Source organism: Variovorax sp. N23, assembly GCF_025486315.1.
Classification (GTDB): domain Bacteria; phylum Pseudomonadota; class Gammaproteobacteria; order Burkholderiales; family Burkholderiaceae_C; genus Variovorax.
In genome coordinates this window covers 93,233-118,000 of sequence record NZ_JAOOPY010000005.1, presented here as the reverse complement: position 1 = coordinate 118,000, position 24,768 = coordinate 93,233, and the positions used below count along the sequence as shown (strand labels likewise).

38 protein-coding genes and 1 tRNA gene are annotated in these 24,768 nt (G+C 64.9%); 34 read left to right on the top strand and 5 right to left on the bottom strand.

The features are described 5' to 3' along the window. From N8A90_RS09640 to N8A90_RS09625, 4 genes are all read right to left on the bottom strand, one after another. Positions 1 to 230: pentapeptide repeat-containing protein (locus tag N8A90_RS09640; protein ID WP_262074632.1), on the bottom strand; the 230-nt coding region annotated here is incomplete at its 3' end. Positions 231 to 406: 176 nt separating this feature from the next. Further along, entirely contained in the window at positions 407 to 874 is a 468-nt protein-coding gene (locus N8A90_RS09635) for a hypothetical protein (protein WP_262074631.1), read from the bottom strand. Between the two features lie 294 nt (positions 875 to 1,168). Continuing rightward, positions 1,169 to 1,555 carry a hypothetical protein gene (locus N8A90_RS09630; RefSeq protein ID WP_262074629.1) on the bottom strand — a complete coding sequence of 129 codons (387 nt, stop codon included), beginning with the start codon at positions 1,553 to 1,555 and terminating at the stop codon, positions 1,169 to 1,171. A gap of 123 nt (positions 1,556 to 1,678) precedes the next feature. Beyond that, entirely contained in the window at positions 1,679 to 2,131 is a 453-nt protein-coding gene (locus N8A90_RS09625) for a helix-turn-helix domain-containing protein (protein ID WP_262074627.1), read from the bottom strand. A 72-nt stretch (positions 2,132 to 2,203) separates the two neighbouring features. On the opposite strand from N8A90_RS09625, the gene N8A90_RS09620 reads away from it, so the two are divergent. Then, on the top strand, positions 2,204 to 2,437 hold the full coding sequence (locus tag N8A90_RS09620) for a carph-isopro domain-containing protein (protein WP_262074626.1): 234 nt from the start codon (positions 2,204 to 2,206) through the stop codon (positions 2,435 to 2,437). Between the two features lie 20 nt (positions 2,438 to 2,457). Here N8A90_RS09620 and N8A90_RS09615 read toward each other — a convergent pair whose 3' ends face one another. Further along, complete coding sequence (locus tag N8A90_RS09615; RefSeq protein ID WP_262074624.1) at positions 2,458 to 2,691, bottom strand: hypothetical protein; 234 nt, start codon at positions 2,689 to 2,691, stop codon at positions 2,458 to 2,460. Positions 2,692 to 2,776: 85 nt separating this feature from the next. Here N8A90_RS09615 and N8A90_RS09610 point away from each other — a divergent pair, with 85 nt between their 5' ends. The 33 genes from N8A90_RS09610 (at position 2,777) to N8A90_RS09450 (ending at position 24,766) form a co-directional block, all read left to right on the top strand. Then, on the top strand, positions 2,777 to 2,947 hold the full coding sequence (locus N8A90_RS09610; protein ID WP_262074622.1) for a hypothetical protein: 171 nt from the start codon (positions 2,777 to 2,779) through the stop codon (positions 2,945 to 2,947). Beyond that, positions 2,948 to 3,160 carry a hypothetical protein gene (locus N8A90_RS09605; protein ID WP_262074620.1) on the top strand — a complete coding sequence of 71 codons (213 nt, stop codon included), beginning with the start codon at positions 2,948 to 2,950 and terminating at the stop codon, positions 3,158 to 3,160. Next, positions 3,161 to 3,406, top strand: a complete 246-nt coding sequence (locus N8A90_RS09600; protein ID WP_262074619.1) for a hypothetical protein — start codon at positions 3,161 to 3,163, stop codon at positions 3,404 to 3,406. A gap of 21 nt (positions 3,407 to 3,427) precedes the next feature. Continuing rightward, positions 3,428 to 3,982: a hypothetical protein gene (locus N8A90_RS09595; protein WP_262074617.1), complete on the top strand. Its 555-nt coding sequence runs from the start codon at positions 3,428 to 3,430 to the stop codon at positions 3,980 to 3,982. Positions 3,983 to 4,082: 100 nt separating this feature from the next. Beyond that, positions 4,083 to 4,892 (top strand): ParB/RepB/Spo0J family partition protein, encoded by an 810-nt coding sequence (locus N8A90_RS09590; RefSeq protein ID WP_262074615.1) that lies wholly within the window; start codon positions 4,083 to 4,085, stop codon positions 4,890 to 4,892. Next, the gene (locus N8A90_RS09585) at positions 4,885 to 6,426 is read left to right on the top strand and encodes a DEAD/DEAH box helicase (protein WP_262074614.1); all 1,542 of its coding nucleotides are present in this window, start codon (positions 4,885 to 4,887) and stop codon (positions 6,424 to 6,426) included. The genes N8A90_RS09590 and N8A90_RS09585 overlap by 8 nt, the downstream gene beginning before the upstream one ends. Continuing rightward, positions 6,423 to 7,298, top strand: a complete 876-nt coding sequence (locus N8A90_RS09580; protein ID WP_262074612.1) for a toprim domain-containing protein — start codon at positions 6,423 to 6,425, stop codon at positions 7,296 to 7,298. The genes N8A90_RS09585 and N8A90_RS09580 overlap by 4 nt, the downstream gene beginning before the upstream one ends. 137 nt (positions 7,299 to 7,435) lie before the next feature. Then, on the top strand, positions 7,436 to 8,023 hold the full coding sequence (locus tag N8A90_RS09575) for a DUF4406 domain-containing protein (protein ID WP_262074611.1): 588 nt from the start codon (positions 7,436 to 7,438) through the stop codon (positions 8,021 to 8,023). After that, positions 8,020 to 8,361: a DUF1064 domain-containing protein gene (locus N8A90_RS09570; RefSeq protein WP_262074609.1), complete on the top strand. Its 342-nt coding sequence runs from the start codon at positions 8,020 to 8,022 to the stop codon at positions 8,359 to 8,361. The genes N8A90_RS09575 and N8A90_RS09570 overlap by 4 nt, the downstream gene beginning before the upstream one ends. A gap of 178 nt (positions 8,362 to 8,539) precedes the next feature. Further along, positions 8,540 to 9,007, top strand: a complete 468-nt coding sequence (locus N8A90_RS09565) for a recombination protein NinB (RefSeq protein ID WP_262074608.1) — start codon at positions 8,540 to 8,542, stop codon at positions 9,005 to 9,007. Beyond that, positions 9,004 to 9,486, top strand: a complete 483-nt coding sequence (locus N8A90_RS09560; RefSeq protein ID WP_262074606.1) for a hypothetical protein — start codon at positions 9,004 to 9,006, stop codon at positions 9,484 to 9,486. Before N8A90_RS09565 ends, N8A90_RS09560 begins: the two co-directional genes overlap by 4 nt. After that, positions 9,483 to 9,824, top strand: coding sequence for a hypothetical protein (locus tag N8A90_RS09555; RefSeq protein ID WP_262074605.1), 342 nt, complete (start codon positions 9,483 to 9,485; stop codon positions 9,822 to 9,824). The genes N8A90_RS09560 and N8A90_RS09555 overlap by 4 nt, the downstream gene beginning before the upstream one ends. Beyond that, on the top strand, positions 9,821 to 10,102 hold the full coding sequence (locus tag N8A90_RS09550) for a hypothetical protein (protein WP_262074604.1): 282 nt from the start codon (positions 9,821 to 9,823) through the stop codon (positions 10,100 to 10,102). The genes N8A90_RS09555 and N8A90_RS09550 overlap by 4 nt, the downstream gene beginning before the upstream one ends. Then, on the top strand, positions 10,099 to 10,551 hold the full coding sequence (locus N8A90_RS09545; protein WP_262074602.1) for a hypothetical protein: 453 nt from the start codon (positions 10,099 to 10,101) through the stop codon (positions 10,549 to 10,551). The genes N8A90_RS09550 and N8A90_RS09545 overlap by 4 nt, the downstream gene beginning before the upstream one ends. Continuing rightward, on the top strand, positions 10,548 to 10,877 hold the full coding sequence (locus tag N8A90_RS09540) for a hypothetical protein (RefSeq protein ID WP_262074601.1): 330 nt from the start codon (positions 10,548 to 10,550) through the stop codon (positions 10,875 to 10,877). Before N8A90_RS09545 ends, N8A90_RS09540 begins: the two co-directional genes overlap by 4 nt. Positions 10,878 to 10,888: 11 nt before the next feature. Next, positions 10,889 to 11,248 carry a hypothetical protein gene (locus N8A90_RS09535; protein ID WP_262074599.1) on the top strand — a complete coding sequence of 120 codons (360 nt, stop codon included), beginning with the start codon at positions 10,889 to 10,891 and terminating at the stop codon, positions 11,246 to 11,248. Further along, entirely contained in the window at positions 11,245 to 11,793 is a 549-nt protein-coding gene (locus tag N8A90_RS09530) for a hypothetical protein (protein ID WP_262074597.1), read from the top strand. The genes N8A90_RS09535 and N8A90_RS09530 overlap by 4 nt, the downstream gene beginning before the upstream one ends. A 147-nt stretch (positions 11,794 to 11,940) precedes the next feature. Beyond that, a tRNA-Met gene (locus tag N8A90_RS09525) sits at positions 11,941 to 12,019 on the top strand. Positions 12,020 to 12,150: 131 nt separating this feature from the next. Continuing rightward, complete coding sequence (locus N8A90_RS09520) at positions 12,151 to 12,642, top strand: HNH endonuclease signature motif containing protein (RefSeq protein ID WP_262074596.1); 492 nt, start codon at positions 12,151 to 12,153, stop codon at positions 12,640 to 12,642. 159 nt (positions 12,643 to 12,801) lie between these two features. After that, a complete protein-coding gene (locus N8A90_RS09515; protein WP_262074594.1) occupies positions 12,802 to 13,059 on the top strand; it encodes a hypothetical protein in 258 nt (85 codons plus the stop codon). 426 nt (positions 13,060 to 13,485) lie between these two features. Further along, the gene (locus N8A90_RS09510) at positions 13,486 to 13,677 is read left to right on the top strand and encodes a hypothetical protein (protein WP_262074593.1); all 192 of its coding nucleotides are present in this window, start codon (positions 13,486 to 13,488) and stop codon (positions 13,675 to 13,677) included. Continuing rightward, on the top strand, positions 13,674 to 13,874 hold the full coding sequence (locus N8A90_RS09505) for a hypothetical protein (protein ID WP_262074592.1): 201 nt from the start codon (positions 13,674 to 13,676) through the stop codon (positions 13,872 to 13,874). The genes N8A90_RS09510 and N8A90_RS09505 overlap by 4 nt, the downstream gene beginning before the upstream one ends. Position 13,875: 1 nt before the next feature. Further along, entirely contained in the window at positions 13,876 to 14,274 is a 399-nt protein-coding gene (locus N8A90_RS09500; RefSeq protein WP_262074590.1) for a hypothetical protein, read from the top strand. Positions 14,275 to 14,298: 24 nt separating this feature from the next. After that, positions 14,299 to 16,548, top strand: a complete 2,250-nt coding sequence (locus tag N8A90_RS09495) for a hypothetical protein (RefSeq protein WP_262074589.1) — start codon at positions 14,299 to 14,301, stop codon at positions 16,546 to 16,548. After that, positions 16,548 to 17,174 carry a hypothetical protein gene (locus tag N8A90_RS09490; protein ID WP_262074588.1) on the top strand — a complete coding sequence of 209 codons (627 nt, stop codon included), beginning with the start codon at positions 16,548 to 16,550 and terminating at the stop codon, positions 17,172 to 17,174. Before N8A90_RS09495 ends, N8A90_RS09490 begins: the two co-directional genes overlap by 1 nt. 302 nt (positions 17,175 to 17,476) lie before the next feature. Further along, positions 17,477 to 18,070, top strand: a complete 594-nt coding sequence (locus N8A90_RS09485; protein ID WP_262074587.1) for a hypothetical protein — start codon at positions 17,477 to 17,479, stop codon at positions 18,068 to 18,070. After that, positions 18,057 to 20,132 (top strand): phage terminase large subunit family protein, encoded by a 2,076-nt coding sequence (locus N8A90_RS09480; RefSeq protein WP_262074585.1) that lies wholly within the window; start codon positions 18,057 to 18,059, stop codon positions 20,130 to 20,132. Before N8A90_RS09485 ends, N8A90_RS09480 begins: the two co-directional genes overlap by 14 nt. A 10-nt stretch (positions 20,133 to 20,142) precedes the next feature. After that, entirely contained in the window at positions 20,143 to 20,346 is a 204-nt protein-coding gene (locus N8A90_RS09475; RefSeq protein WP_262074584.1) for a hypothetical protein, read from the top strand. Then, on the top strand, positions 20,346 to 20,615 hold the full coding sequence (locus N8A90_RS09470) for a gpW family protein (protein ID WP_262074583.1): 270 nt from the start codon (positions 20,346 to 20,348) through the stop codon (positions 20,613 to 20,615). Before N8A90_RS09475 ends, N8A90_RS09470 begins: the two co-directional genes overlap by 1 nt. A gap of 1 nt (position 20,616) precedes the next feature. Continuing rightward, entirely contained in the window at positions 20,617 to 22,299 is a 1,683-nt protein-coding gene (locus N8A90_RS09465; protein ID WP_262074582.1) for a phage portal protein, read from the top strand. Then, the gene (locus N8A90_RS09460; protein WP_262074580.1) at positions 22,296 to 23,165 is read left to right on the top strand and encodes a S49 family peptidase; all 870 of its coding nucleotides are present in this window, start codon (positions 22,296 to 22,298) and stop codon (positions 23,163 to 23,165) included. Before N8A90_RS09465 ends, N8A90_RS09460 begins: the two co-directional genes overlap by 4 nt. Before the next feature lie 45 nt (positions 23,166 to 23,210). Next, a complete protein-coding gene (locus N8A90_RS09455; protein ID WP_262074578.1) occupies positions 23,211 to 23,795 on the top strand; it encodes a hypothetical protein in 585 nt (194 codons plus the stop codon). Between the two features lie 29 nt (positions 23,796 to 23,824). Further along, entirely contained in the window at positions 23,825 to 24,766 is a 942-nt protein-coding gene (locus tag N8A90_RS09450) for a head decoration protein (RefSeq protein WP_262074577.1), read from the top strand. Positions 24,767 to 24,768: the final 2 nt, after the last annotated feature.

Here is a 24,768-nt window from a genome sequence, read left to right as displayed (position 1 = left end):
CTCAGGTTGGCGCCGCTCAGGTAGGCGCCGCTCAGGTTGGCGCCGCTCAGGTAGGCGCCGCGCAGGTTGGCGTCGCGCAGGTTGGCGCCGCTCAGGTAGGCGCGAGCCTCGGTCGCCTTCTCCAGCGCATGCCGCATGTGCAGGCCGGATTCGAGTTCATCAGGCGCATCGCACTCGAAGAGAACGGTGTCGCTGTTCCAGCTGCTGCGAATTTGGATCTTGGTTGCCATCTCTTCTCCAGGTGGGCACCGGGTGGGGTGCGATGTGGAGATATTAGGACAACCTACGAACTAAAACAATAGGGAAACCTAAGAAAATTTGGCGCGATGGTTATCGAGCCGATTTTTGTGGTGGCCAGACGTGAAAAAGCCCGCGCGCGGCGGGCTTCATGTGGGGAGGGGTGGTGCTACGCGACCAAGGCGAGAAAGCGCTCGGTCCGGCTGAGTTCGACTGCGGCGGACTCTGCGCCGATCTCGCGCACGACATCGTTGTAGGCCACGTTGCGCAGGCCCTCGACCTCGGCGGCGTCCGACTGGCGAGCCAGTTCAAGCGCGCGCTCGAAGTCTTCGGCACTGAAGCCGACCGTGCTGGCCAGCAGAGCGCTGTAGCGCTTTGCATCCGACTCGTTGGCCGCAGCCTTGTCGCCCGGGCGAATCGCGATCATGGCGGCGCCGAAGACGGCCATGAGGATGGCGCCGAGCGAAGGAATCCACCCGGGGACATCGTGCACCAGCGCGGCCAAGGTGCCGCTGCCGCCGACGATGGTCAGGAACGTTCCGATGGTCTGGGCGCGCCGGTACAACCTGGCCGTACGATGGCACAGGCGCTCGGCGTACCGGGCCTCACTGCGTAGCTGCTCGACGGAATTGGTCATGGACACATGATATCGAAAGGTCGAATTCCCCTGGCATGCTGACAGGCTTCCCGATCCTAGTTGGGGGCGGAGGCGGCGGTGGAGGCATCGGCCTGGGAGGTCGGTGGCTCTTGAACTGGTCGGTCGCTCTCGGTGCCGGCATCAAGGTCATAGGTCAAGATGGATCTGTTTTAGGGTGGCCGCTTGAGAGGGTGTTTTCACTTCTAAGTCCTTGATGTCATTGCACTATGGGGTGGCCTGTTGGGGCCTGTTCCGCACCTTCCTGCACTCCCTCACATCCACGTAGGGTGAGGGTCAGCCCAGGCCTTCTTGGGCGCATCGCATCTCAGCAACCTTTCCCACCGTAACCCCAAGGTACGTACTCATCGTCTTGCCATTTGCAGAGATGCCCATGACAAAGAAGGGGGCGAAGCCGACATAGCCACCAAAGGCATTCTTCGCATTGACCTGTCCGCAGATGAGCCAGAGACTACCTTGGTCGCCGGAGGCTTTCATTTTGAAATCCTTGAACTTGGCCGAGTCAGAGTCTTTCAGTCCAGCGCTCATAGCGTCACGCAGGGCTCTTTCATCTACTTTTGGCGGCGGCGCAGCACAGGCCGATGCGGCGGAGAACAGCAGGAGCAGCACGCCAGCAAACTGCCGGGCCTTGGAGGACTTTGCAAGCATTCGGCTAGAAGTCATTGCGTCTCTCTTTCGTGATGTTGTGCACATTTCCCATACTGCCCACCTTGTTTTCGGGGATGGACGACTCGGAAACTAAAGGTAACACTTTGACGGTGAATTGGTAGATTCGCGCCTGGCGTTTTATCTCGTTCCGTTGCTTATTTGGCTTTGTGAGATCGGGATTTCCCCCATCAGGGCCTGCTCTATGTCGGGAAGGAGTTTGGCATAGCGGACCGGATCGCCCAGGTAGATCCTCATCAGATCGAGGACGTGGGAGCGCTGCATCGAGTTGATTTGCACTGCAGCGCCATGCAACACGCTCAACGCGTCGGCAATACCGAACACAGGTTGAGGAAGCGGCTCTTCAGAGTCCATCCTCATTTTCGGACCGGTCCCCAAGGCAAGCCAGCGGGCATGCACCTTGTAGTGATCGGCCAACTTGAAAAGATGCTCCGGCTTCAAGCCGCCGATCTTTCCACTTGCCCATTCGGACACCGTGGGCTTGCTCACACCAGTCACCTCGCTGACGCGCGCCTGCCAACCCCGGGGCTCACCTGGGTGCAGTGCCTTTAAGCGATCTGAGAAGCTAGACATTAGGACAGCCTACCTGTCGAATGTTCGGATTCCCTATTGACTAGAAAGATAGGGCTACCTAACATCGGTGGCATGGACGCAATCAAACTCATCGAGGCCCTTGGCGGCACCTTCGCAGTCGCGGCATTGACGGGGGTGAAAGCTCCCTCGGTCTCGGGCTGGAAGGACTCCGGCCGAATCCCCGACGACAAGCTGATCCGCCTCGCGCCAGTGGCCGAGGCGCGCGGCATTGTCACGCGGAAAGATCTGTTCCCGAATGACTGGCAAGCCATCTGGCCCGAGCTGGTCGAAGCCAAGGCGGCCTGAGATGCGCAGCCCGATCGACCTCAGTGCCTTCCGCTTGGTGGCGGCGTGCGCCTCGAAATCTCTTTCTCCATCTGCGCGAACAGTTCTCGTATCGGACGCAGCGAGTCTGCTGGCAGGACGATTTTCAGTGTCTCTCCGGGAGTCAGCACCGACTCGAACTCCAGCATCACGCTGTTCAGGCTCTCCGACGCGCTCAGATGAAGGAGGCCAGAGCCAATGAACGCCGTCTCTTCTTTCTCTTCCGGAGAAGTCATTTCGTCTACCCGTCGCCGGGTCCGTGTTGTGGAACTCGGATTCTGCCCGGCGACTGGGTGGGCACCCATCTGGAGAGCCTGACCTATGACCCGCTACCTCCCCTGGTTCTTCCTCGTCATTGGCATCGCTGGCATGGCGGTGGGATTCATCAAGGCCAATGCCGTTGTGTTCGGCCTGGGCCTGTTCTTCACGGTGATCGGCGGCGCTGACGTTGCCGAGCGGCTGCTTTCCGACGACACGGAAGAGGTGGCCTGAATGTCCATCGAAAACCTCATCGACGCTGTCGAGTTCACGCCCATCCAGAACGCCCAGGCGTCCGACGATGGCCTTCCCCATGCGACGCACCAAGGCGTGCTGCAACTCGTCCCTGGCCTCGACCTGAAGGTGTACCGGCTCAGCGACGGAAAGGCCGTGATCGATGCCGCCGGCATGGCGCGCTTCCTTCAATGGCTGGAAGAGGGCGTCTGAATGTCCCTGCACACCTATCTCCGCACCCAGTGGGAATACCTCCTTGCTGTGGCGCTGCTGCTGGTGTCGAGCACCGCGGCCTGCTGGGCTGCAGTCGACAAGCAGTACGGCCTGGCTGGCATGGCCACGCTGTGTGCCTTCGGCTTCTTCACTGCTGCCGTGGCCTTCGCCGAGGCCGATGCATGGCGTCGGGTCAAGGAAGACGCCGCGCGCCGCCAGCAGCGGGCCGAAGACCTCGACCGCTAGGTCGTAGAGCGAATGCCATTCATGCACCTCATCCGTGTCTTTTCTGATGTGTCCTCCACTGGCGGTGTTTGCCGCTGGGGTGCCTCCCGAGGCATTCCCGTTGGTGGCCGGGCACATCAAAAAGGTCGTGATTTTTCGCGTCGTCATGGCCTCTATTTTTTGTCCAGCCTCGACTGGTTGGGCGACTGGTTTGACGTTGAAAGTTTTCTATCGAGAGGCACCTTGATGGACCAGCTTGAGTTCCCCCTGTATGGGCGCGTTGACGCGCCTTCCGTTGCACCCGAACAGTGGGTGCGTTACTGCAAAACATATCGAGAAGCGGTGCGAGCCGCCTGGGCGCTGCGGCGCATCAAGGGCGCAAAGATCGCTGATATGGCTCGCGACATGCAGTTTGTCGCGCAGCACGTCGGTGACTGGCTTGCTAAGGATGACGGCCCGAAGCGCCGCAGCCTTCCAGCGCATCGCATCCCCGACTTCGAGCTCTACGTCGGCAATTCGCTGGTGTCTCAGTGGCTCGCGAGTCACGCCAAGTTGACTGTCCTTGAAGAGATCACGGCTACCAGGGCAGTCGCATGAACCGCATCACCTACGCCTTCGAGTTTCTGTACTGGCTTGCGATTCATCGCAACTGGACGAGCGCGGCGTGGGTGATGGCCCACAAAGGAAAAGCCTGGAAATGAAGCAGCACCCACTTTCGTCAGCGTTCCCCTCGATGGCTTCGGATGAGTTTGAAGCGCTCAAGGACAGCATCACCAACATCGGCGTGCAAGACCCGATCACCCTATATCAAGGGATGGTCATCGATGGCTGGCACCGGTTTACTGCGGCGAATGAAGTGGGGGCTGAGTGCCCTACGGTTGAACTGGGCGACGTGGACCCAGTCGATTTTGTCAGGGCCAAGAACAAGAACCGTCGCCACGTCACGGCAGGGGCTTGGGCGCTGGTCGAAGTGTCTCTGTCTGCATGGAGAAACTCTGGCCGGGTTGCCTCAACCGGGCACCGGGTGCCTGGTTCCACCAATGCTGAGATGGCAGAGCGTGCGGGCGTTTCCGAGCGCACGATCAAGCAGGCCAAGGTTGTTCAGGAGAAGGCGGCGCCCAAGGTGAAGGAGGCCGTCAAGACCGGCGAAATCTCCGTCAAGCGCGCCGCCGAGATTGCCCAGCTTCCCGCCAAGGAGCAGGCCAAGGCCATCAAGGCACCGAAGCCGGTGAAGGTGGAGCCCGAGGATGTCGAGTACTTCGGCCCCTCGCAAGAAGAGATGGATGCGGCGGTCGAGGAAGCGAAGCAGGACGTAGAAGCGCTGACCCGGCTGCTTGAGGCCGACGACAAGCTGGCTGCGCTGGCTTCCGAGAACGCCCAGCTTCGCGCCGAACTGGCCGTGGTCAAGGTTTCGCGCGACGGCTACATGAACAGGTCGAACGAACTGATCGACCGCGTGAAGTGGCTCAAGCGCAAGCTGGCGAAGGCCGAGGCAGCAAATGTCTGACCTCTTCGCGCCGAACTACGGCAACGCGCGTTTCCCCGAGCCGCGCCCGTTCCAAGTCGACGCGCATGAAGCGCTTCGGCAAGGTCTGCGCGACGGCCACAAGAATCAGATCCTGATGAGCCCCACCGGCTCCGGGAAAACCTACCTTGGTCTGCGCATCGCGCACGAAGCGCTCGCTAAGGGCAAGCGCGCTCTGTTCGTGTGCGACCGTCGAACACTGATCGACCAGACCAGCGCGACGGCCGACCGGTACGGCCTCAGTGCCCACGGGATCATCCAAGCGGACCACTGGCGCACCGACTACAGCAAGCCTTTCCAGATCGCCAGCGCGCAGACGCTCGCGCGCCGGCAGTGGCCCGAAGCCGATGTGATCATCGTTGACGAAGCGCATACCAAGCATGACGCATGGGTCGAGCATGTCGCTACGTGCAAGGCCGCAGTCATCGGTCTGTCGGCCACGCCGTTCTCCACTGGCCTGGGCAAGATCTTCTCCCGCCTGGTCAACGCGACCACCATGAACGAACTGACGCAGTCGGGCGTGCTGGTGCCGATGAAGGTCTATTCGTGCACCCGCCCGAACATGGAAGGCGCAAAGACCAAGAGCAGCGGCGAGTGGGCTGACAGCGCGGCCGAAGAGCGCGGCATGGAAATCATCGGCGACGTGGTGGCCGAATGGATCAAGTACGGCGAAGGCCGCAAGACCATCGTGTTTGGCGCGACGATCGCCCATTGCGAAGAGCTGTGCCGGCAGTTCGTGAACGCTGGCGTCATGGCATCGGTCTTCACTTCGGACACGAACGAAGCCGAGCGGCTGAACCTTCTCAAGGAATACCGCAAGCCCGATTCCATCCTGCGCGTGCTGATCAGTGTGGAAGCGCTAGCCAAGGGCTTCGACGTGCCGGATGTGGGCTGCGTTGTCGACTGCCGGCCGCTGCGCAAGTCGCTGTCGACCGCAATCCAGATGTGGGGCCGTGGCCTGCGCGCATCGCCTGAGACCGGCAAGAAGGATTGCATCCTGCTGGATCACAGCGGGAACATCTTGCGCTTCGCCGAGGACTACACCGCGATCTTCTTCGACGGTCTGGACGTGCTGGACATGGGCGAGACGCTCGACAAGGCGGTGCGTAAAGAGCCGGAAGAGGGTGAGAAGAACGGTTGCCCATCGTGTGGCTACAAGCCTTTCGCCAAGCGCTGCATGTCCTGCGGCTTCGAGATCGTCAACACGTCGCTGGTCGAGCAGATTCCCGGCCACATGCGCGAAGTGACCATCGGCAAGGCGCGCGCAGCCGACAACTACGAACACCTCTGGCAACAGGCATGCGCCTACGCGCGGTCGCACGGCAACCCGGCAACCATGCAGGGTAGGGCGGCGCACATCTTCAATGACATCGTCGGACAGTTCCCGCCGCGCGGCTGGCACATCGACAACACGCCCGGCGCTGAAATCACTCGCCCGGTGCTGAACAAGATCAAGGCTAAGACCATCGCATGGGTCAAGGCGCAGCAGAAGTCGAAGCAGGCGGTGCCGGCATGAACTTCATCGACTTCGCCCGTGCCCATGGCGTCGAGATCGACCCGAGCCGGCTGTACGCCAGCGACAAGATCAAGCGCTGCCCGACGACCGACAAGCCACGTAGCACGAACGGCGCGTATTTTTGGGACGGTGACCGCGGCTGGGTCTTCAACTGGTCCGGCGAGGCTCGCGTTCAGTGGTTTGAAGACCCGAACGCTAAGGCATGGACGGAAGAGGAAAAGCGCGCGTGGGCCATCAAGCGCCGCGCTGCCGCTGCCGAGCAGGACCGCAAGCACGAGAACGCTGCATTGCACGCCAGCATGCTTATCCGCTCGACAGTGCCCGGCCCGCATGACTACCTCATCCGCAAGGGCCTGCCGAAGGTCGACGGCATGGTGTCGCCAGATGGTGCGCTTGTCGTGCCGATGCGCAACCTTGCCACGAACGAGATTCAGGGGGCACAGCTAATCCGCTGGATGCCCGAGGAAATGAAGTGGGACAAGAAGATGGTGCCCGGCATGCGTGCAAAGGGCGCCGTCCTCCGCCTCGGCCCCAAGAACGCCCCAGAAACGGTGCTGTGCGAGGGCTACGCGACCGGCCTGTCTATCGAGGCCGCTGCCAAGCAAATGCGCCTCAACGCTTCGGTGCTGATCTGCTTCTCGGACTCGAACATGGTGCATGTCGCCAGCTTGCTCACGAAGGGCAAGCGCCTGGTGTTCGCCGACAACGACAAGAGCGGTGCTGGCCAGCGGGCCGCCCGCGAAACCAGCCTCCCGTACTGCATGAGCCCCATCGAAGGCGAAGACGCCAACGACGTGCATAAGCGTGCCGGCCTGATGCCTCTGTGCGCCTTGCTGATGGAAGCGCGCCGCATGGAGATGGCTGTGCCGTAGCAGCGAACTGCTTTCTCACTGCGCTGGTTGGTGATCAACAACAGCGGCGCAGGGTGAGTCCCCTACTGTTGGATAGGCACTGAAACAGGGGAAAGGGTGGCGAAGTTAGCGCCCTTGTGTCGAACGGCTGACGGGTCATGAAACACGGCGACGGTTCATGTGAAGGCTCATCCGGGAAGGCTGAGTCTGTCCAGCTCGGGTTCATGGAAGACAGGAATTCGGTGGGTTGTTTAGACCAGAGGTGCATTCCTCTTGAAAGGATCGTGATGAATGAACGAGCGAACGAAGTGCGAACTGGAACATCTGCTGCGGCTGCTGGCACCGCCGTTCACGGCGAACTGGAAGGCGTACTGCTGGCACCGGGCGAAGGAGTTGGCGCAGGAGCCGGAGATGGCGGAATTGCCGGCGCTGCTCGCGCTCGCAATGAAGCCGTCACCCGCATCTACGTCGCCGGGAAAATGACCGGCGAGCCGGACCTGAACTATCCCGAATTCAACCGTGTGGCCGCATCGCTGCGCCAGCTCGGCTACACGGTGGAGAACCCTGCCGAGAACCCCGCGCCAGCGTGCGGAAGCTGGGAGGGCTACATGCGCATGGCCATCGCGCAGCTGGTGCGCTGCGACGAAATCCACCTGCTGCGCGGCTGGTCAACGTCGCGCGGTGCCTGCATGGAGCGGTGGATTGCCGTCGAGCTCGGCCTGATCATTTCGGGTGCGCCTGCATGAAGAACTTCGCCCTCGGCCGCCTGAAGGTTGGCGCCATGAACAAGAGCGAGGCGGCGTACGACGCGCACCTTGCCCTGATGCAGCACGCCGGGCAGATCCTCTGGCGCAAGTTCGAGGGCCTGAAGCTGCGCCTGGCCGACAACACGTTCTACACGCCTGACTTTGCGGTCATGGCGGCCGACGGCGTGATTGAGTGCCACGAGGTGAAGGGCTTCTGGCAAGACGACGCGCGCGCCAAGATCAAGATCGCGGCCGACCTGTACCCGTTCCGCTTCAAGGCGTTCAAGGTGCGGGCGAAGAAGGACGGCGGCGGCTGGGCTGAGGAGTCTTTCGAATGACCCGCTGCGCGCGCTGCCGCCGCCCCGTCCTGCACCCGGTGCACCTGGCGGGCATGACCCTGGGCGCACGCTGTGCCCAGATCGTCGTGGGCCACGTGGCGCGCAAGCATGGGAAGTCGGAGGGAGCCGAGCAGTACGTCGACCCGCGGCAGGTGGATCTGTTCCAAGGGGCCGCCTCATGACGCCGCGCTCTGTCCCGCTGATCGACCCAGAACAGGCCAAGGCGGCCATGGCGGCGATGTACCGCGACCATGTGAAGCATCCGACATCGAACGGTCACCGGCTGCGCCTCACCGTGCGCGACGAGACCCGGCGCGACGAGCAGAACGCCCACTTCCACGCGCTGATCGGACAGATCGCCGAGCACATCGGCGGTGACCTGGCCGACGAGGACGACGCGAAGCGAATCCTGCTGAGCGCTTTCAAGATCGACACGGTGCGCGACCCGGACCTGATGGACGAATGGGCGCGCCTCGGCGATCTGCGCATGGGCCGCGGGCTGCGCGGGGAAACCGTCCTGCTTGGCAACCAGACCCGCACGCTGTCGGTCAAGTTGGCAGCAGCCTTCATCCACTGGCTCAATGCGTTCGGCATCGAGCACGGCGTGACGTTTCGGTCGCCGAAATCGTGGGGACCGCAGCCATGAAGCGCACCGGTTTCTCCGGCAAGACCTACGAGCGCCCGGCGCGCGTGTTCCCGGCGCCGATCCCGGCCGGGCAGCAGCGCGGCACCTACGCATCTTCACAAGTCGTCGCGCCAATTGCAAAGATGGACGTGTGCCGCCATGAGGGCTACCGCCGCCTCGTTGCGCTGCTGCCCTGCAAGCTGTGCGGCGTCGACGGCTACAGCCAAGCCGCGCACCCGAACACCGGGAAGGGCACCGGCACCAAGACCGATGACCGCCTGTGCTTCCCGCTCTGTTGCGACCGCCCCGGCGTGCGCGGCTGCCACCCGCAGTTCGATCAGCACGCGCTGATGACCAAGGCCGCCCGCCGCGCCATAGAGCCGGCATGGGGCGCCGACACCCGCCGGCAGATCAGCGCCATGGGGCTCTGGCCGGCCAACCTTCCACTCTGGGAAGCCCCCCTCAACGCAACGCCCGTTGGGCAACTGGAGACCTCATGAACTGCAAGCCTGGCGACCTCGCGGCCATCGTCCGCACCAGCAATCCGAATCTCATTGATCGCATCGTAACGGTGCTTTACGCCGCGCCTATTGGGCAACGCTTTCGCCTGCCGGACGGGTATTTGCACTTCGAGGTTTCGGCCAGCTACTGGGTGTGTGAGTTCGCCAATCCGGTCGAGGCGAATGTCGGTCTGGGCGGCGAGGCGGTTGGAACGCGGCCGACCCGGTTTTCGCCAGTGCCTGACCGGAACCTTCGCCCGATCCGCGACCCCGGAGCCGATGCTGTCGACGAAACCCTGCTGCGCCTGCCTGCGCCGCGCGAGGCAGTACCGGCATGAGCATCGACCAAGACCTCGCCCACGCCCGCAGCCGAGTGCAGCACTGGCAGCAAGTCGCCAGCCGTTTGGCCGACAAGAAGTGTGCCGAGGTCGGGCACAAGCGCGGCGCTCGCGCATGGCCCGGCGTCTGGTACTGCATCTGCTGCGGTGGCCAGTTCCAGGGCGGCGAGTTCGTGCGCGGAAAGCAGTCTGTGGCTGTGGTGGGCGACCGGCGCACCGGTGAGATGCGCATGGTCCCCGTGGTGGCCGTCGACCTCGACACGGAGCCGCAGCCGTGAAGCGCCGCCAGCCCCGCCTCAGCCTGATCGAGCGCGCCCTGGTGGAGCGCGACTGGCACCAGACCGCTGTCACTGCGCAGATCCAGGCGCTGTACGGCGACAACTCCGAAGGCATGGTCGACGCCGCCGGCCGCGTCATGTACGTGGTGCTCGGCGCAGCACTGGAGGAGGGCGTCAGCCACGACCTGCCCGAGATCCGTGTGATCCGCGGCGCCGTGAATGCCGTGCATGACCAGGCCGGCGAGGAAGCGATCCCCGATGCGCGCCGCCAGTCCATCGTCAGCGGCCTGGAGGCGTGCGAGCGGCTGATCCCGGCGCTCGAGCGGCGCTCCCTGATCAACGCCGCCTGCGACCTGAAGCTGCGCATGAAGACCCAGCACATCCACCTCAGCGACTTCCTGGCGCTGATCCCCGCATCCCCATCCACCCAAGGAGCACCTGCAGCATGAAAACCGACACCGCACTCGACGACATCCTCAAGCCCATCGCCGGCCTGGTCCTGGTGGTTCCCGGCGTGATCCTACTGATCGCGGCATCCGCGACCTGGCGCGGCTACGTGCTCTCCATCCTGTGGGGATGGTTCATGGTCCCAGCATTCGGGCTGCCCGGCCTCACGGTGCCGCTGGCGATCGGCCTCGCGCTCGTTATCGGCTTCCTCACCGAACGTTCAGCGAAGAAAAAAGAGGATTTCGACTGGGGGATAGCGATCGCTCAATTGATCTTTTCGCCGGCCATCGCGCTGCTCATCGGCTGGATCGTCACCCGTTTCATGTGAAGGAGCCCGAGATGAACAACCTCACCAAAATCGCAGCCCTCCCCACTGGAGGCGGCTGCCAATCCGCGCTGCGGCCGGAGGACAGGGGAGCGGAGCAGAAGCGGCGCATGGAACGGCTTCAGCTGTGCGGCGGGTTCATGGAGGTGTTGGCGCTGCCCGGCGATCAGATGGAAGCCGTGAGTGTCGAGCCCGGCGAATGGGCCAGCATCGGCGCTCGTCCCATGCTGACGGTGAACTTCCACGGCATTCCAATTGAGTTCGACGCGGAGCAGTTCAGAAGAGACTGGTGCGCGGATAACGAAAACCTGGTCGTCACGGCGCGGGCCTGGCCCGAGCTGTGCCGCGCCGATCTGAAAGGCGGTGGAGCTTGAAAATCATCGACCGCTACGCCAGCGCCATCCGTGCGTCGAGCCTCAAGCACGACGAGCGCAGCAGCCACGCCCCGACGGACGTCCTCGGCGCCTTCGGCATGGCCGACAAGCGGCTCTGCGAGAGGGATGAGGAACTGTCGGTCCCGCTCACGCGCCTGTTCTTGGGCGACAAAGCGGCATCGAAGGACGTCGTTCGCACCCTGACCAAGATGGCGCGCGGCAAGGCCCCGGCGCTGCGCACGCACATCACCACCGTCCAAGCCGAGGACATGGCCCGCGCCTGCCTGGCCTGGCACCGCGACAACGTCTGCAAGCCGTGCGGCGGGCACGGCCAGATGGTGATCAAGGGCAGCACCACCATCGGCGGCGCCATCTGCAAGGCCTGCCGCGGCACCGGCCAGATCCCGTTCGAGAAGCTGTTTCGCCACGACTGGCGCGAGCTGGCGCGCTGGCTGGTGTCCGAGATGGAGCGAGAGCAGGCGAAGGCCGGGCCGGCGGCGATGAAGGCGCTCGGGGCCAGCTTCAATCTCGAAGCCACTGGATGAATACCACTGGAACAACCAGAAACGTTGTGCTACAGTGCCGCCCACCTGTACAAAGTCGCTGTGTTGGCGACCAAGAAATATCGCAGGCCCGCCCTTGATGGCGGAGCCGACGCCGCAAGCCGCCCACCGAGGCGGCTTTTTCGCATCTGCGTGGTGGGGAAGCCTGGTCGTTCCCGTCGGGCTCATAACCCGAAGATCGCTGGTTCAAATCCAGCCCTCGCAACCACTTTCGGTGACAGCCGGCCGGGTGATGTCGAAGCGCTTCAACGCGCCGGGTCAGCGCTTAAAATAAGCGAGCCCACAGCGCTCTAGGAAAGCGGTGCGGGCTCTAACCAATCCGACTGAACTGGAGTCATCATGGCTAAGAGCGATCTTACCGCCGCGCGCCTGCGCGAGCTTCTTCACTACGACCCGGAAACCGGCGTCTTCACCCGGGCGTCTGGTGGGCCAGGTATTCGTATTGGCGATGTCGCCGGCTCGCTCCATGCCGACGGCTATGTTGCGATCATGCTCAAGGGATCGCTATATCAAGCACATCGACTGGCGATGCTGTACGTGAATGGGCAGTGGCCAGATGGAGAGGTGGACCATCGGAATGGAAATCGGTCTGACAACAGAATCGATAACTTGCGGAACACAACGGCCACAGTAAATCAGCAGAATCGCCAGCGCGCCACGGTTAAAAATAAAGTTGGACTGTTGGGTGTGACTGTGAGACGCGAGAAGTTTCGAGCCTCCATCACGGTTGCAGGTAAGACGCGCTATTTGGGAGATTTCGATACTCCGGAGTTGGCGCATCAGGCCTATCTTGAAGAAAAGCGTCGGGTGCATCCCGGTTGCACCATCTGAGTTCGCCGGTCCGGCCAACACCTCACGGCAACAGCCAACAGGCCGCGACCCGGCAACTATCTCGCGCACCTGCGCGCCCCCACTCGCATGCACGGAATCGGAGCCCGGCATATCGCCTGGACCGGACGTCCGAGCGCGCCAGTAGAAGGCAACACAGCCATGACCACCGTACGAGCCAAGTTCAAGGTGCAGAGCGTCACCGAGTCCGAGGGCGGCCTGAAGACCGCCAACCTCACGCCCGTCACCAGCGGCAGCCCCGAGAACGAGAAGTTCTTCAAGTGGACGCCCGGCGGACAAATCCAGCTGGGGACCATCAACCCGGGCGCGGCGGAAGAGTTCCGGCCTGGTCGCGAGTTCTACATCGACTTCACGCCTGCCGATGAGGCCGCCCAGCGCGCGGCTACCGGCGGCGGCTAAACGCTGGCAGGGCCCGCGCCAGCGCTCCATGCGTCTGTCGTGGCTAAGTGGGCAGAAGCCCAGCCTGGCCGGCTCCTTTTTCCGATAGGCGGCTTACGGCGGAATTGCCCCTGCGCGGGGAGCCGGTAGCAGCGGGATTGGCGCCCTGCGAACGCATCAGTAGCCTTAAGCACCACCGCCGCCTCAGATCGCTTCGTGCATCGGGCCTGACTCGGGCGACATGCCGCCGGATCGCGTAACCGGCACCTTTTACCGAGCGCCTCCATCGGCATGCAGCCGTCTCTTCCTGGCTGCCGTCTGCCGATAGCTCAACGCCAGCGCTTACCCGTGCGTCAACGGTGCGCCCCCGACCGCCGCCGGCTACACCACCCTGTTTTTCTCCAGGGATGCCGGCGGCGTGCCGGGCCTCCTTCAAGGATTCCCCCGATGAGCTACTTCGCCGCCTCGCCCATTCGCGAAACGACTGTCGAGGCCCGGGTGATCCGCGCCGACGGCACCGTCGAGGAGCTGGGGACGATCGCCTACTGGCATCGGTCGTGGTTCAAGCGCGCCGCCTGGCGCATCAAGCAACTCGCGCGCGGCCGGAAGCCGGGGCGCATCAAAGGAGCGCAGCAATGAGCACGCCTGAAGACACCACCGCACGCCGCGACGCTTTCACCGAGCGATTCGAGGCCGACAGCACCTTCCTGCGCGCCATTGGCGCGGCACTGGAAGCCGAGGTCGTTCGTCGCCGCAATGCCGATCCGCGCGAGCCGGCGCTGACGGCGGAAGAGGCTGCCTCCATCGTCGCGGCGATCACCACTCAAGGAGCCTGAGATGGCCTTCGGAACAGCTACCGTAACGACCTCGAGCGGAAAAGCCATTGCCGCCAAGCGGCACATTGGCACCACGCCTGCCCAGGCGGAGCCCAACTACATCGGCATCGGCACGGGCGCAACCGGCGCCGCGCGCACCGCCGTCGCGGCCGACACTGCGCTGAGTACCGCGGTCGAGTCGCGCGTCGCCGGCACCAGCAGCAACGTGACCACCACGGTGACGAACGACACCTACCAGACGGTGGGCACGATCACGGCGAGCGCCACGCGCTCTGTGGACGAAGCGGGCACGTTCGATGCATCGACGGCCGGAAACATGGACATCAGCGCCACCTTCGCCGTGGTGAACCTGGCCTCTGGCGATTCTCTCCAGCTGACTTTCAAGAAAAGTTTTTCGTGATCTCGTAGGCCGCGTCGGCGCCTGATGGCCCTCGTACAAACTTCGAGCCCGCTACGCACGCAAGGCGCGCTGGGCACGATCTCGCTGCCAAGCGTCGCCGCCGGCAATGCGATCTTCGTCACCTGTAGCAACTTCGGCAGCGGGTTCACGTCGGTCACCGGGAGCGTCAACGGCGCGTTCACGAAGGCAGTCGGGATCATCGACAACGGCAACAATGCCGTCGAGATTTGGTACAGGCTCAACACCTCGTCGGGGTCGGAGACGATTTCGTTCGGCGTCACCAGCGCCACCGGCGACACCTACATCAGCGCGGTCGCGCAGGAGTGGAGCGGCGTCGCAACTACCAGTGCGCTCGACCGCACCGGCACCGGCACCGATTCGCTGACGGCGACCGCATCGGCGGCCAACACGCAGGCAGCCGTGCTGGTGATTCATGCGACGGTGTGTGACACCGGTAGTTCGGCCCTTGGGTGGGGCACGCCGAGTGGCTACACGCTGATCGACCGCGAGGCCGATTCCAACAACTTCACCGGCTATCAGGCCGCCTACAAGACCGTCTCGGCGACGGAAACCAGCACCGGGACCGCGACCAGCAGCGCCCTGGCCGGATCGAACTTCGACAGCATCATCGCGACGTTCAAGCTGTCCGGTGGGTCGACGACCAATCTGACGCTGACGGCGTCGCTCACGGCCACGGCGGTGAGGACACTGGCTGGCCGGGCCATCCGATCCGCGGCGACCACCGCCTCGGCGACGGTGGCCCGGCAGGTGCGGGTGGTACGGGAAGCGGCAATCAGCGCTGGAGCGACGGCTGTGCGTGCTGCGCGGCTGGTGCGCACGGCCAGCTCGAGCGCCGGCGCCACGCTGGCCACCCTGAAATCCAAGCTGCTGACGCTCACCGCATCGGTGACGGGCAGCGCAACAGTTCTGCGGTCGGTCGGAGCGCTCCGGTCGGCCACCACCACCACTGCGGCAGCATCGGCAAAGGTGATCGGCGCCATCCGCGCGGCGACGTCGACCACTGCGGCAACGGCTTCGGCCATCAAGACGAAGCTGCTCACGCTGAGCGCTGGCGTGACGACTGCGGCGGCGATGGTTCTGACGGTGGGCGCGATGAAGGCGGCCACGGCGGCAGCGAGCGCCGCGGCAGCCAAGCGTGCGCAGGCGATCAGGTCGGCAACGACGGCAGGCGCGGCAACGGTGCGGCGCGCAGTCAACGCGACAAGGTCGGCCAGCACTACGGCCACCGCAACGCTCGCAGCGCTCAAAGCGCGCTTCATGACCCTGACCGCCACGGTGACGGCATCACCCTCCCTGGTGCGCTCGGTTCAAGCTGTACGCTCAGCCGCGACGGCCGGATCGGCTGCTGTGGTGAAGCGGGTGAGCCAAGTGCGGTCGGCTGCGACGACGGCAACAGCAACGCTGGCGACGGTCAAGGCCAAGCTGCTGACGCTGTCGGCGACGGTTTCGAGTACCGCGGCGGTGACGCGCTCGGTCAGAGTGGTTCGGCTGGCCAGTTCCGCCTCGAGCGCGGCGCTGGCGAAGAGGGTCAATGCAATGCGCGCGGCCGCGCTGAGCCCGGTCGGCGCGCTGCAGAAGCTGGTGAGTGCCAAGCGCAGTGCGACCGTGACAGCGACGGGCGTGCTCAGTGCAGTCAAGGCGAAGATCCTGGTGCTAGTGGCCACGGTTTCCGGCTCGGCGCTGGTGACGAAGACGGTGTCGGCATACCGCACGGCGGCGTCGAGCACGATCGCCAGCCTGCTCCTGCAGGCCAGCGCGTCGACATTCGCGATGCTGGGCCCGCTGTGGAGGCTGAGCGAGCGTCTCGCCCTATGGCTGGTGGGCCAGCGCAGCGCGGTGATGCGCACCGACGCACGATCGACCCTCTGGGTTGTAGGAGGGCATGGGACGATGACGAACGTATGCGACAAGCGCACGACGGAAGATCTGACGTACACGATCGACTGCACGTCGTTGCTCGACGCCGGCGAGACGATCCTCTCGGTGATCGGCATCACGGCGGATGAGGGAGACCTGGTGCTCTCCTCGGCCGCCAAGAACGCGCTGCCGGTCACCACCAAGGACGGCCGCACCATCGCCGCCGGAAAGGCGCTGCAGGTGCAGATCTCCGGGGGCGTCATCCCAACTGGCCGGCCGTGGCAGATGTGCTACGTGCGCCCGCAGTTCTCCACGACCCTGGATGGCTCGGCCACCTACAACCCGAAGCGCGAGGCGACGGTCGTGCTGCGGCTGATCGACAACCCGCCGACCTGATGGTCGCCGAAATCTCGGTCCAGACGAACCTCAAGGAGTTCGAGAAGGGCCTGTCCACCTTCGCCTATCGGCAGCTTCCCTTCGCCACGTCGCTGGCCCTCAACTCCATCGCCGGCATCGTGCAGCGCGAGGAGAAGGCGGCACTGCACTCGGTCTTCGACCGCCCCACGCCCTTCACGGTCAACTCGGTGGCGGTCAAGCCCGCGCGCAAGGACAACCTCCAGGCGATGGTCTACGTCAAGGACATCGCTTCCGCCTACCTCCAGCCCTACGAGTTCGGCGGCACCAACAAGCTCAACAGTCGCGCGCTCCTGAAGCCCGTGGGCGCCACGCTGAACCAGTACGGCAACCTGTCCAAGTCCAAGCTGGCGCAACTCAAGGCCAGGGGCGACACCTTCGTCGGTTCCGTCAAAGGCAAGAACGGCGAGGAGATCAAGGGCGTATGGCAGCGCACCAAGGCATCCAAGGGCAAGCCCGCTGGGATGAAGCTGCTAATCCGCTTCGCCGATGCGCACAAGGCAACGCAGCATTGGGACTACCGCACGAGGGCCGAGCAGATCGTCCAGGGCAGCTTCAACTTCGAGATGAGTGCAGCCCTGGCCAAGGCGATGGCTACCGCGCGGTGAGGGCAGCATGCAAGAGATCACCTGCACAGGGTGCGGCCTGAGCAAGCCTCAGGCCGGCTTCTACATGGACAAGCGGCTTGGGAAGCCTCGCACGCGCTGCATCGAGTGCTGTAAGGCTACGCCACGAGGAGCGGTTTCCAAAAGGACTCCCGCGCAACGGGCTGAGTATCGGAGGCGGAAAGGGGAGACCACCGCGGAGTATCTGGGTATTCGAACGGGTCCTTCTGGGGGTCTTTTTTGCATCGAGGGCATTGCGCGCCGCGATGTTCCCGCACCTACAAGTTTCAAAATTTGGTTAACACATGACGGTTTGCTCGCTCACTGACTACGCCAAGCGCCACGGTGTCTCGAAGCCGGCGGTGACGAAGTGGAAGGCGCGCGGCTGGGTGGTTTTCATTGGGGAAGACGTCGACGTCGAGGCATCGGACGCGATGTTGGCGAAGTACCGCAAGACGCCGCCGTCAGGGCCACGGAAGGCTGTTAACCGTGGTGTTAACCGCAGTCTGGTTAACACCACGGTTAACACCGTGCAGTTAACAGTCGAAGAGGGCGACTCGCCCGAAGTTGCAGCCGCCAAGATCATCGCCTTCACCGGCGCCGAGATGACCTTCGACGAGGCGCGGCGGGTGAAGGAGAACTACCTCGCGCTACTGAACAAGCTGCAGTTCGAGGAGAAGGACGGGGCGCTGGTCGACCTGGCGCTGGCCGAGCAGGTGCTGTTCGAGGGTGCGCGTGCGGCGCGGGATGCCTGGCTGAACTTCTCGTCAAAGATCGGCCCGCAACTGGCCGCCGACCTCGGCCTTGAGGCCGACAAGGTAACCGAGGCGCTCACGGCCTATGTCCACAAACAGATCGCTGAGCTCGGAGAGCCAGAAGCCGACTTTGCCGCTCGGTAAGCAGCAGAGGCTGGCCAAGGCCTTCCGCCTGGCTTGGACTCCGCCGCCGCGAATCAGCGTCCCGGACTGGGCGGATCGATACAGGAAGCTCGCGAAGGAGGCGGGCAGCACGTCGGGGAACTGGTCGACCGCGACCGTGGAGATCGCGCGCGGACCGATGATGGCCGTGACTGAGCCGGGCGTGCACGTGCTCACCACAATGGTCAGCACGCAGCTGCTCAAGACGGCGCTGCTCGAGAACGTCTTCGGGTACTTCGCACACCTCGACCCCTGCCCGATCCTGCTTTTGCAGCCCAAGGAAGAGGCCGCGCTGCAGTTCAGCAAGGAGCGCATCTCGCCCCTGTTGCGGGTGACCCCGGTGCTGCGGCAGCTGGTAGGCACGAGCAAGACGCGGAACGCGGACGAGACGCTGCTGTTCAAGGCGTTCCCCGGCGGCTTCCTGGCGCTGGCGGGCGCTGGCAGCCCCGACAACCTGGCGCGGCGCCCGATCCGCGTGCTGCTGGCCGACGAGGTGGATAAGTACCCGATCACCCGAGAAGGTGATCCGATCGCGCTGGCCGAAGAGCGGACGGCGACCTTCGGTGTGAACTGGCTATCGGTGCGCGCCTGCTCGCCGACGGTTGAGGACGAGAGCCGGATCGCGAAAAGCTACGCTGACTCGGACCAACGCCGCGCCTCGCTGGCTTGCCCTCATTGTGGGCACCGGATGTTTCCGGACTTCTTCAAGCACGTCCACTGGGACAAGGAAGGCGACAAGCACCTGCCGAAGACCGCGCGCATTGCTTGCGAATCCTGCGGCGCAGTGTGGTCCGAAGGGGACCGGCTCAATGCGCTGAAGACGGCGCGCTGGCACCAGGCCCGGGTCTTCGAGCACTGCGGTGCCCGGCACTCCCCGCTCGACGAGTACGAGGCAGCGTGGCGCGATGGCCAGGACGCCGTCGAGAAGGTGTGGGATTGGTGGGAATCTGGCCGGCATGCGGTGTACCGCGCGAAGTGCCCCGACTGCGGAGCCTGGGCGGTCGACAACGAGCATGCTGGATTCCAGGCATCGAAGCTGTTCAGCCCGTGGCAGAAGGACAAGCCGAGCGACATCGCGACGAAATGGATCGCGGCGAAGGGCGACCCGGACAAGGAGCAAGCGTGGTGGAACACGCAGATGGGCCTGCCCCACCGGCCGCACGCCGGCAAGGAACTGCGCATGGAGGCTCTGCTCGCGCGCTGCGAGTTGTGGCCGAACGAGATCCCCACCGGTGTCGGCGTAGCAACGGCCGGCATCGACGTGCAGGACTATCGGGTCGAAATCGAGGTGGTCGGCTGGGGTCGAAACGAGGAGTCGTGGTCGATCGACTACGAGGTAATCGACGGCGAGTTCTCCGACCCGAAGACGCAGGCGGCGCTGGATCGCTATCTACGCAAGATCTGGCGCGGCGATAACGGCCGGGCCTTCGAGGTCATGGCGGCCTGCATCGACTCCGGAGGCCACCACACACAGGCGGTGTACGAGTTCTGCAAGGCCAGGATTGGCCGGCGAGTCTGGGCGATCAAGGGCGAGTCAGCCCGCAATGGGCAGCGGTCCCCAGTGTGGCCGACGAAGCGGCCGAGTTCACGCAACAAGGCGACCTATCGGCCTGTGATCCTGGGCGTCAACGCGGCGAAGGACACGATCCGTGCGCGCCTGCTGCTGGATGCGCCGGGCTCGGGAGCATTCCCCGCCGGGTACATGCATTTCCCGGCCGACCGCGACATGAACTATTTCATGCAGCTGACGGCCGAGCGTTCGATCGTGAAGAGCGTGGCCGGATCGCGCTACCGGGTATGGGAGCAGATCCCCGGCCGCGCCAATGAGGCGCTGGACTGCCGCGTGTATGCGTATGGCGCGCTGTGCGGGCTGCTGCACTTCGGCCTGAAGTTGAACAAGCGCACGGATGCGGCGCTGCTGGCGCCTGTCGCAGCAGAACCGATCGAGATACCGACGGCGAGCGATGAACAGGCCGCCGGCACTGCGCCGGCGCAGGTCGCGCGACCCGCAACGAAGAAGAGCCTGATTTCCAGGCTCGCATGAAGGATTCACCATGATCATCTCTCGCAAAGTCGGGCACGCGACGTTTCACCACGACGACGAGTTCAAGGGCGAGGTCACCATCGAGAAGGGCGACCTGCGCGTCTCCGTCTCGATGGAGTCCCTTCGCGGCCTGGTGGCAGAGAGCATCCGCCACGAGCTGGCGAACCACATCGCCAAGATGAAGCCGGCTGACCTGCTGCGCCGGATCGCCTGATGACGTGCCGCACCAGCATCTTCGACGGCATGGACGTCGGGGTTCTCCGGGCACGCCTGGTCACCTTGCAGCAGGCGTACCTCGACCTGATGGCCGGGGGAAAGATCGTCTCGGTGTCGTACACCCAGGGCGACGGCGCGCGCTCGGTGACCTACTCGCAGGCCAACATCGCCGACCTCACGCAGGCCATCCTTGCGTTGCAGACGCAGATCGATCAACTGAGCGGTCTGCGCATCAACCGGCGGGCGCCGATGCGCCCGGTGTTCTGACATGAACGACGCCGTCCGAATCGTCGACGTGAACGGGAAGCCGATGAGCTCGGGGTTTCCGTCGCGTGCGCGGGCCAGCGGAGCTCCGCCGCTCATCACGATCCCCGGTGGCACCCAGTTCGCCTATGAGGCGTCGAACATCGCCAGCCAGGAGATGGGCAACTGGCAGCCGTGGATTCGCTCGCCCGACTCCGAGATCAACCCGTTCCGCGACCGCATGGTGGCGCGCACGCGCGACCAGGTCCGCAACGACGGATGGTCGACCGGCGGCGTCACGCGCATCCTGGACAACGTCGTCGGCACGCATCTGCGGCTGTCGGCCGCGCCGGACTACCGCGCGCTCAAGGCGCGGTTCCGTGGCGCCTTCGATGCGACGTGGGCCATGGAGTTTCAGCGCGCTGCCGAGGCGCTGTGGCGCGGGTATTCCGAGAGCCTGGGCCGCTGGAACGACGTCGAGCGAGCGCTGACCACCGGCCAGCAGTTCCGCCTGGCCATGCGCCACAAGCTCATCGACGGCGAGGGGCTGGCGCTGGCCTACTGGATGCCGGAGCGCGTCGGCCGCGGTGCCGCGAACTATGCGACCTGCATCCGGCTGATCGACCCCGATCGCCTGTCGAATCCCTACCAGGGCCCCGACACCAAGAACATGCGCGGCGGCATCGAGATCGACGAAGAGACGGGCGAGCGCGTCGCCGCGCACATCCGCCGCGCGCAGCAGAACGACTGGTATCTATCCGTCGAGGCCAACCAGTGGGAGCGCGTGCCCTTCGAGGACGACGACGGCTTCACGCGCATCATCCACGACTTCGACCGCGACCGCGCCGGCCAGCACCGCGGCATCAGCGCCTTCAGCCCGATCCTGTCGCACGCCCGCATGCTGGCGCGCTACTACGGGCTCGAGCTGCAGCAGGCCTCGCTGGCCGCGGCGCTGGGCACCTACGTCAAGAGCCCATACGACCCCGCGCTGGTGCAGGAAGCGCTGGGCGCCGACGATGCCGCCGCGCAGGAACTCAACGTCTACCAGAAGATGCGCGCCGATTGGTCGGATGAACGGCCGGCCTACTTCAACGGCGTCAAGGTTCCCACGCTCGCGCCCGGCGAAGACATCGTGTCGGTGGCCAGCCCGCACCCGCACTCCGGCTTCTCGGACTTCGCGCATGAAATGCTCGGCCTCTATTCGGCGGCCACCGGCCTGTCGCGCGAGCAGATCACCCAGGACTGGTCGCGCACCAACTACAGCAGCGCGCGCGCTGCGTTGATGGAAAGCTGGAAGACGCTGATGCGCCGGCGCGGCGAGTTCACGGCGAACTTCGCGACACCGGTCTACGCGCTCTGGCTGCGCGAGGCCATGGAGAACGGCGAGCTGCCGCTGCCGGCGGGTGCACCGAGCTTCCTGGATGCCCCGACCGACTACTCGCGTTGCCGCTGGCTCGGTCCGGCCCGCGGGTGGATCGATCCCGTGAAGGAGCCGGCCGGCAGCGTCCTGCGGATGGAGGCCGGCCTGGCCACGCTCGAGAGCGAAGGTGCCGAGCAGGGCGTCGACTGGGAAGAGGTCGCAGACCAGCGGCAGATCGAACAGAAGGCCTACGAGGACCGCGGGCTGCCGCCGCCCAAGTGGGCATCCATCCAGGGCGCTGGCGACTTCTTCAAGGACGACAGCGAGTCCAAGGCACAGACACCATGAAGCCATACCCGTTTTCCGCCTCGCGCATCTTCGGCGTGCCGCTGGCCATCCATCCCACGAAGGGCAAGGTGATCGCGCAGGCGCTCGCCGGCCGGCTCAACATCACCAGCGTGACCGTCCAGGGCGCCGAGGGCGCGAAGATGATGGAGGACTGGGACGACGAAGCCTACAGCGAGCCCGCCGAGGAGCGCGGCTACGAGGTGGTGAGCGGTGTCGCCGTCGTTCCGGTGTGCGGGACGCTGGTGCACAAGAGCTCGAGCCTGCGGCCCTACTCCGGGATGCTCGGCTACAACGCGATCCGGCACAACCTGATGATGGCGCTCAACGACGACAGCGCCCGCGCCATCGTGCTGGACTGCAACTCGCCGGGCGGCGAGGTCTCCGGATGCTTCGACCTGGTCGACGCCATCTACCAGGCGCGCGGCGACAAGCCGATCACGGCGATCTGCGACGACATGGCCTACAGCGCCTGCTACGCCATCGCCAGCGCCTGCGATTCCATCGTGCTGCCGCGCACCGGCGGCGTCGGCTCGATCGGCGTCATCACCATGCACGCCGAGTACTCGAGGGCGCTCAAGGGCGCCGGCGTCGAGGTTCGGATCTTCCAGTACGGCGACCGCAAGGCCGACGGCAATCCCTACAACCCGCTGACGAAAGAAGCGGCGCAGCGATTCCAGGCCGACATCGACGAGCTCGGCGAGCTCTTCGTCGACACCGTGGCGCGCAACCGCGGCCTGGCCGCCTCCAAAGTCAAGGCCACCCAGGCCGCAACCTACATGGGCGCCGCCGGCGTCGATGCGGGCCTCGCTGACGCTGTCATGGCGCCGGACGAGGCTTTCCGAGTCCTGCTCACCGAGCTGGGCTGAACACCACCACCACGAAAAGGAGCTGACATGAGTCTGCAAAAAGCGGTGGCGAACGCCCTCTCGTTCGCGCACCTGGGCGGCATCGGCCGCGGCAAGGCATCCAAGGCCGAGGAAGAAGAAGACAAGAAGGACGCCAAGGCCGAGGGCGGCGACGACGAGCCCGAGAAGGACGATGACGACAAGAAGCCGGCCGCGTCCGAAGACGACGGCGAGTACGCCGAGGACGACAAGCCCGACGAAAAGGACGACGACAAGAAATCCGGCAAGGCGAAGGGAAAGGCCGAGAGCGAAGACGACGACGAGGATAAGGATGATGAAATGCGCGGCAGTTCGGCCAGCGCGAAGGCGCGTGTCCGTGAACAGCGTCGCTGCGCCGCCATCTTCGCGTCGCCTGCTGCTGCTCGCAATCCGGTGCTGGCCGCCAACCTGGCGTTCAAGACCCGGCTGACGCGCACGGAAGCCCTCGCGACGCTGGAAGCCACGCCGGCCCCGGCATCGGCGAGTCACCTCAGCCGCGCCGCGCGCAACCCCAACGTCGGCGTCGACGGCACCAAGCAGTCTCCCCAACAGGTCGCGGCTGCCCGCTGGGACCACAACCTCCAGGCTGCAGCCAAGTCCGGCCGCCGCTGATCCCATCCACTCCCGAAAGGACCTGAATCATGGGCAACCCCACTTACACGCCGCTGCAGGAACTCCTGCATGACGGTGGCTTCATCGTCAGCGAATCGAACGGCCACCGCTCGCGCGATTCCGGCACGCTGCTGGCCGGCACCAAGTACCTGGCCGGCACGCTGCTCGGCCTGATCCTGACCGGCGCCACGGCCGCCGCCGCCGCGCTGGGCACCAACACCGGCAATGGCACCGTCGGCGCGGTCACGGTGAACACCGTGGCAACGCAGGTCGGCACCTACGCGCTGGTCTACACCACTGCGACGGCCTTCACGGTCACCGCACCGAACGGCGCAACCGCGGCCGGTACCAACGGCGTCGCCTTCAGCGCGCTGGGCATCGGCTTCACGATGTCCACGGGCGCGACGCCGATGGTGGCCGGCGACGGCTTCACCATCACCGTGACCGGTGTCGTCGGCAAGCCGACCGCCGCGTCGGTGGCGAACGTCGGCAACACCGGCAACTCGACCAGCAGCGCGGTGACCACCACCGGCTACGCCGCGATGCCGGGCGCCTACGTGGTGACCTTCATCAAGGCCAACACCAACCTCGGCACCTTCGAGGTGACCGACCCGACGGGCAAGACCATCGGGAAGGGTGTGGCCGGAACGGCGTTCACCGGCGGCGGCCTGACCTTCACGATCGCCGACGGCGCCACCGACTTCGCGGAAGGCGACCAGTTCACGATCACCGTGGCGGCGGGCTCGGGCAAGTACCGCGCCTGGGACCCGGCAAACGTGGACGGCTCGCAGACGGTGGCCGGCATCCTGTTCGCCACCAAGGAAGCCACCAGCGCCGACAAGCCGTGCCTGGTGTTCGCCCGTGACGGCGAGGTCAACCAGTCCGAGCTGATCTTCCCGACCGGCGCCAACGCTGCGGTGATCGCCGCAGGCGTCGCTGGCCTCAAGGCCCTGGGCCTCATCGTCCGCTGATC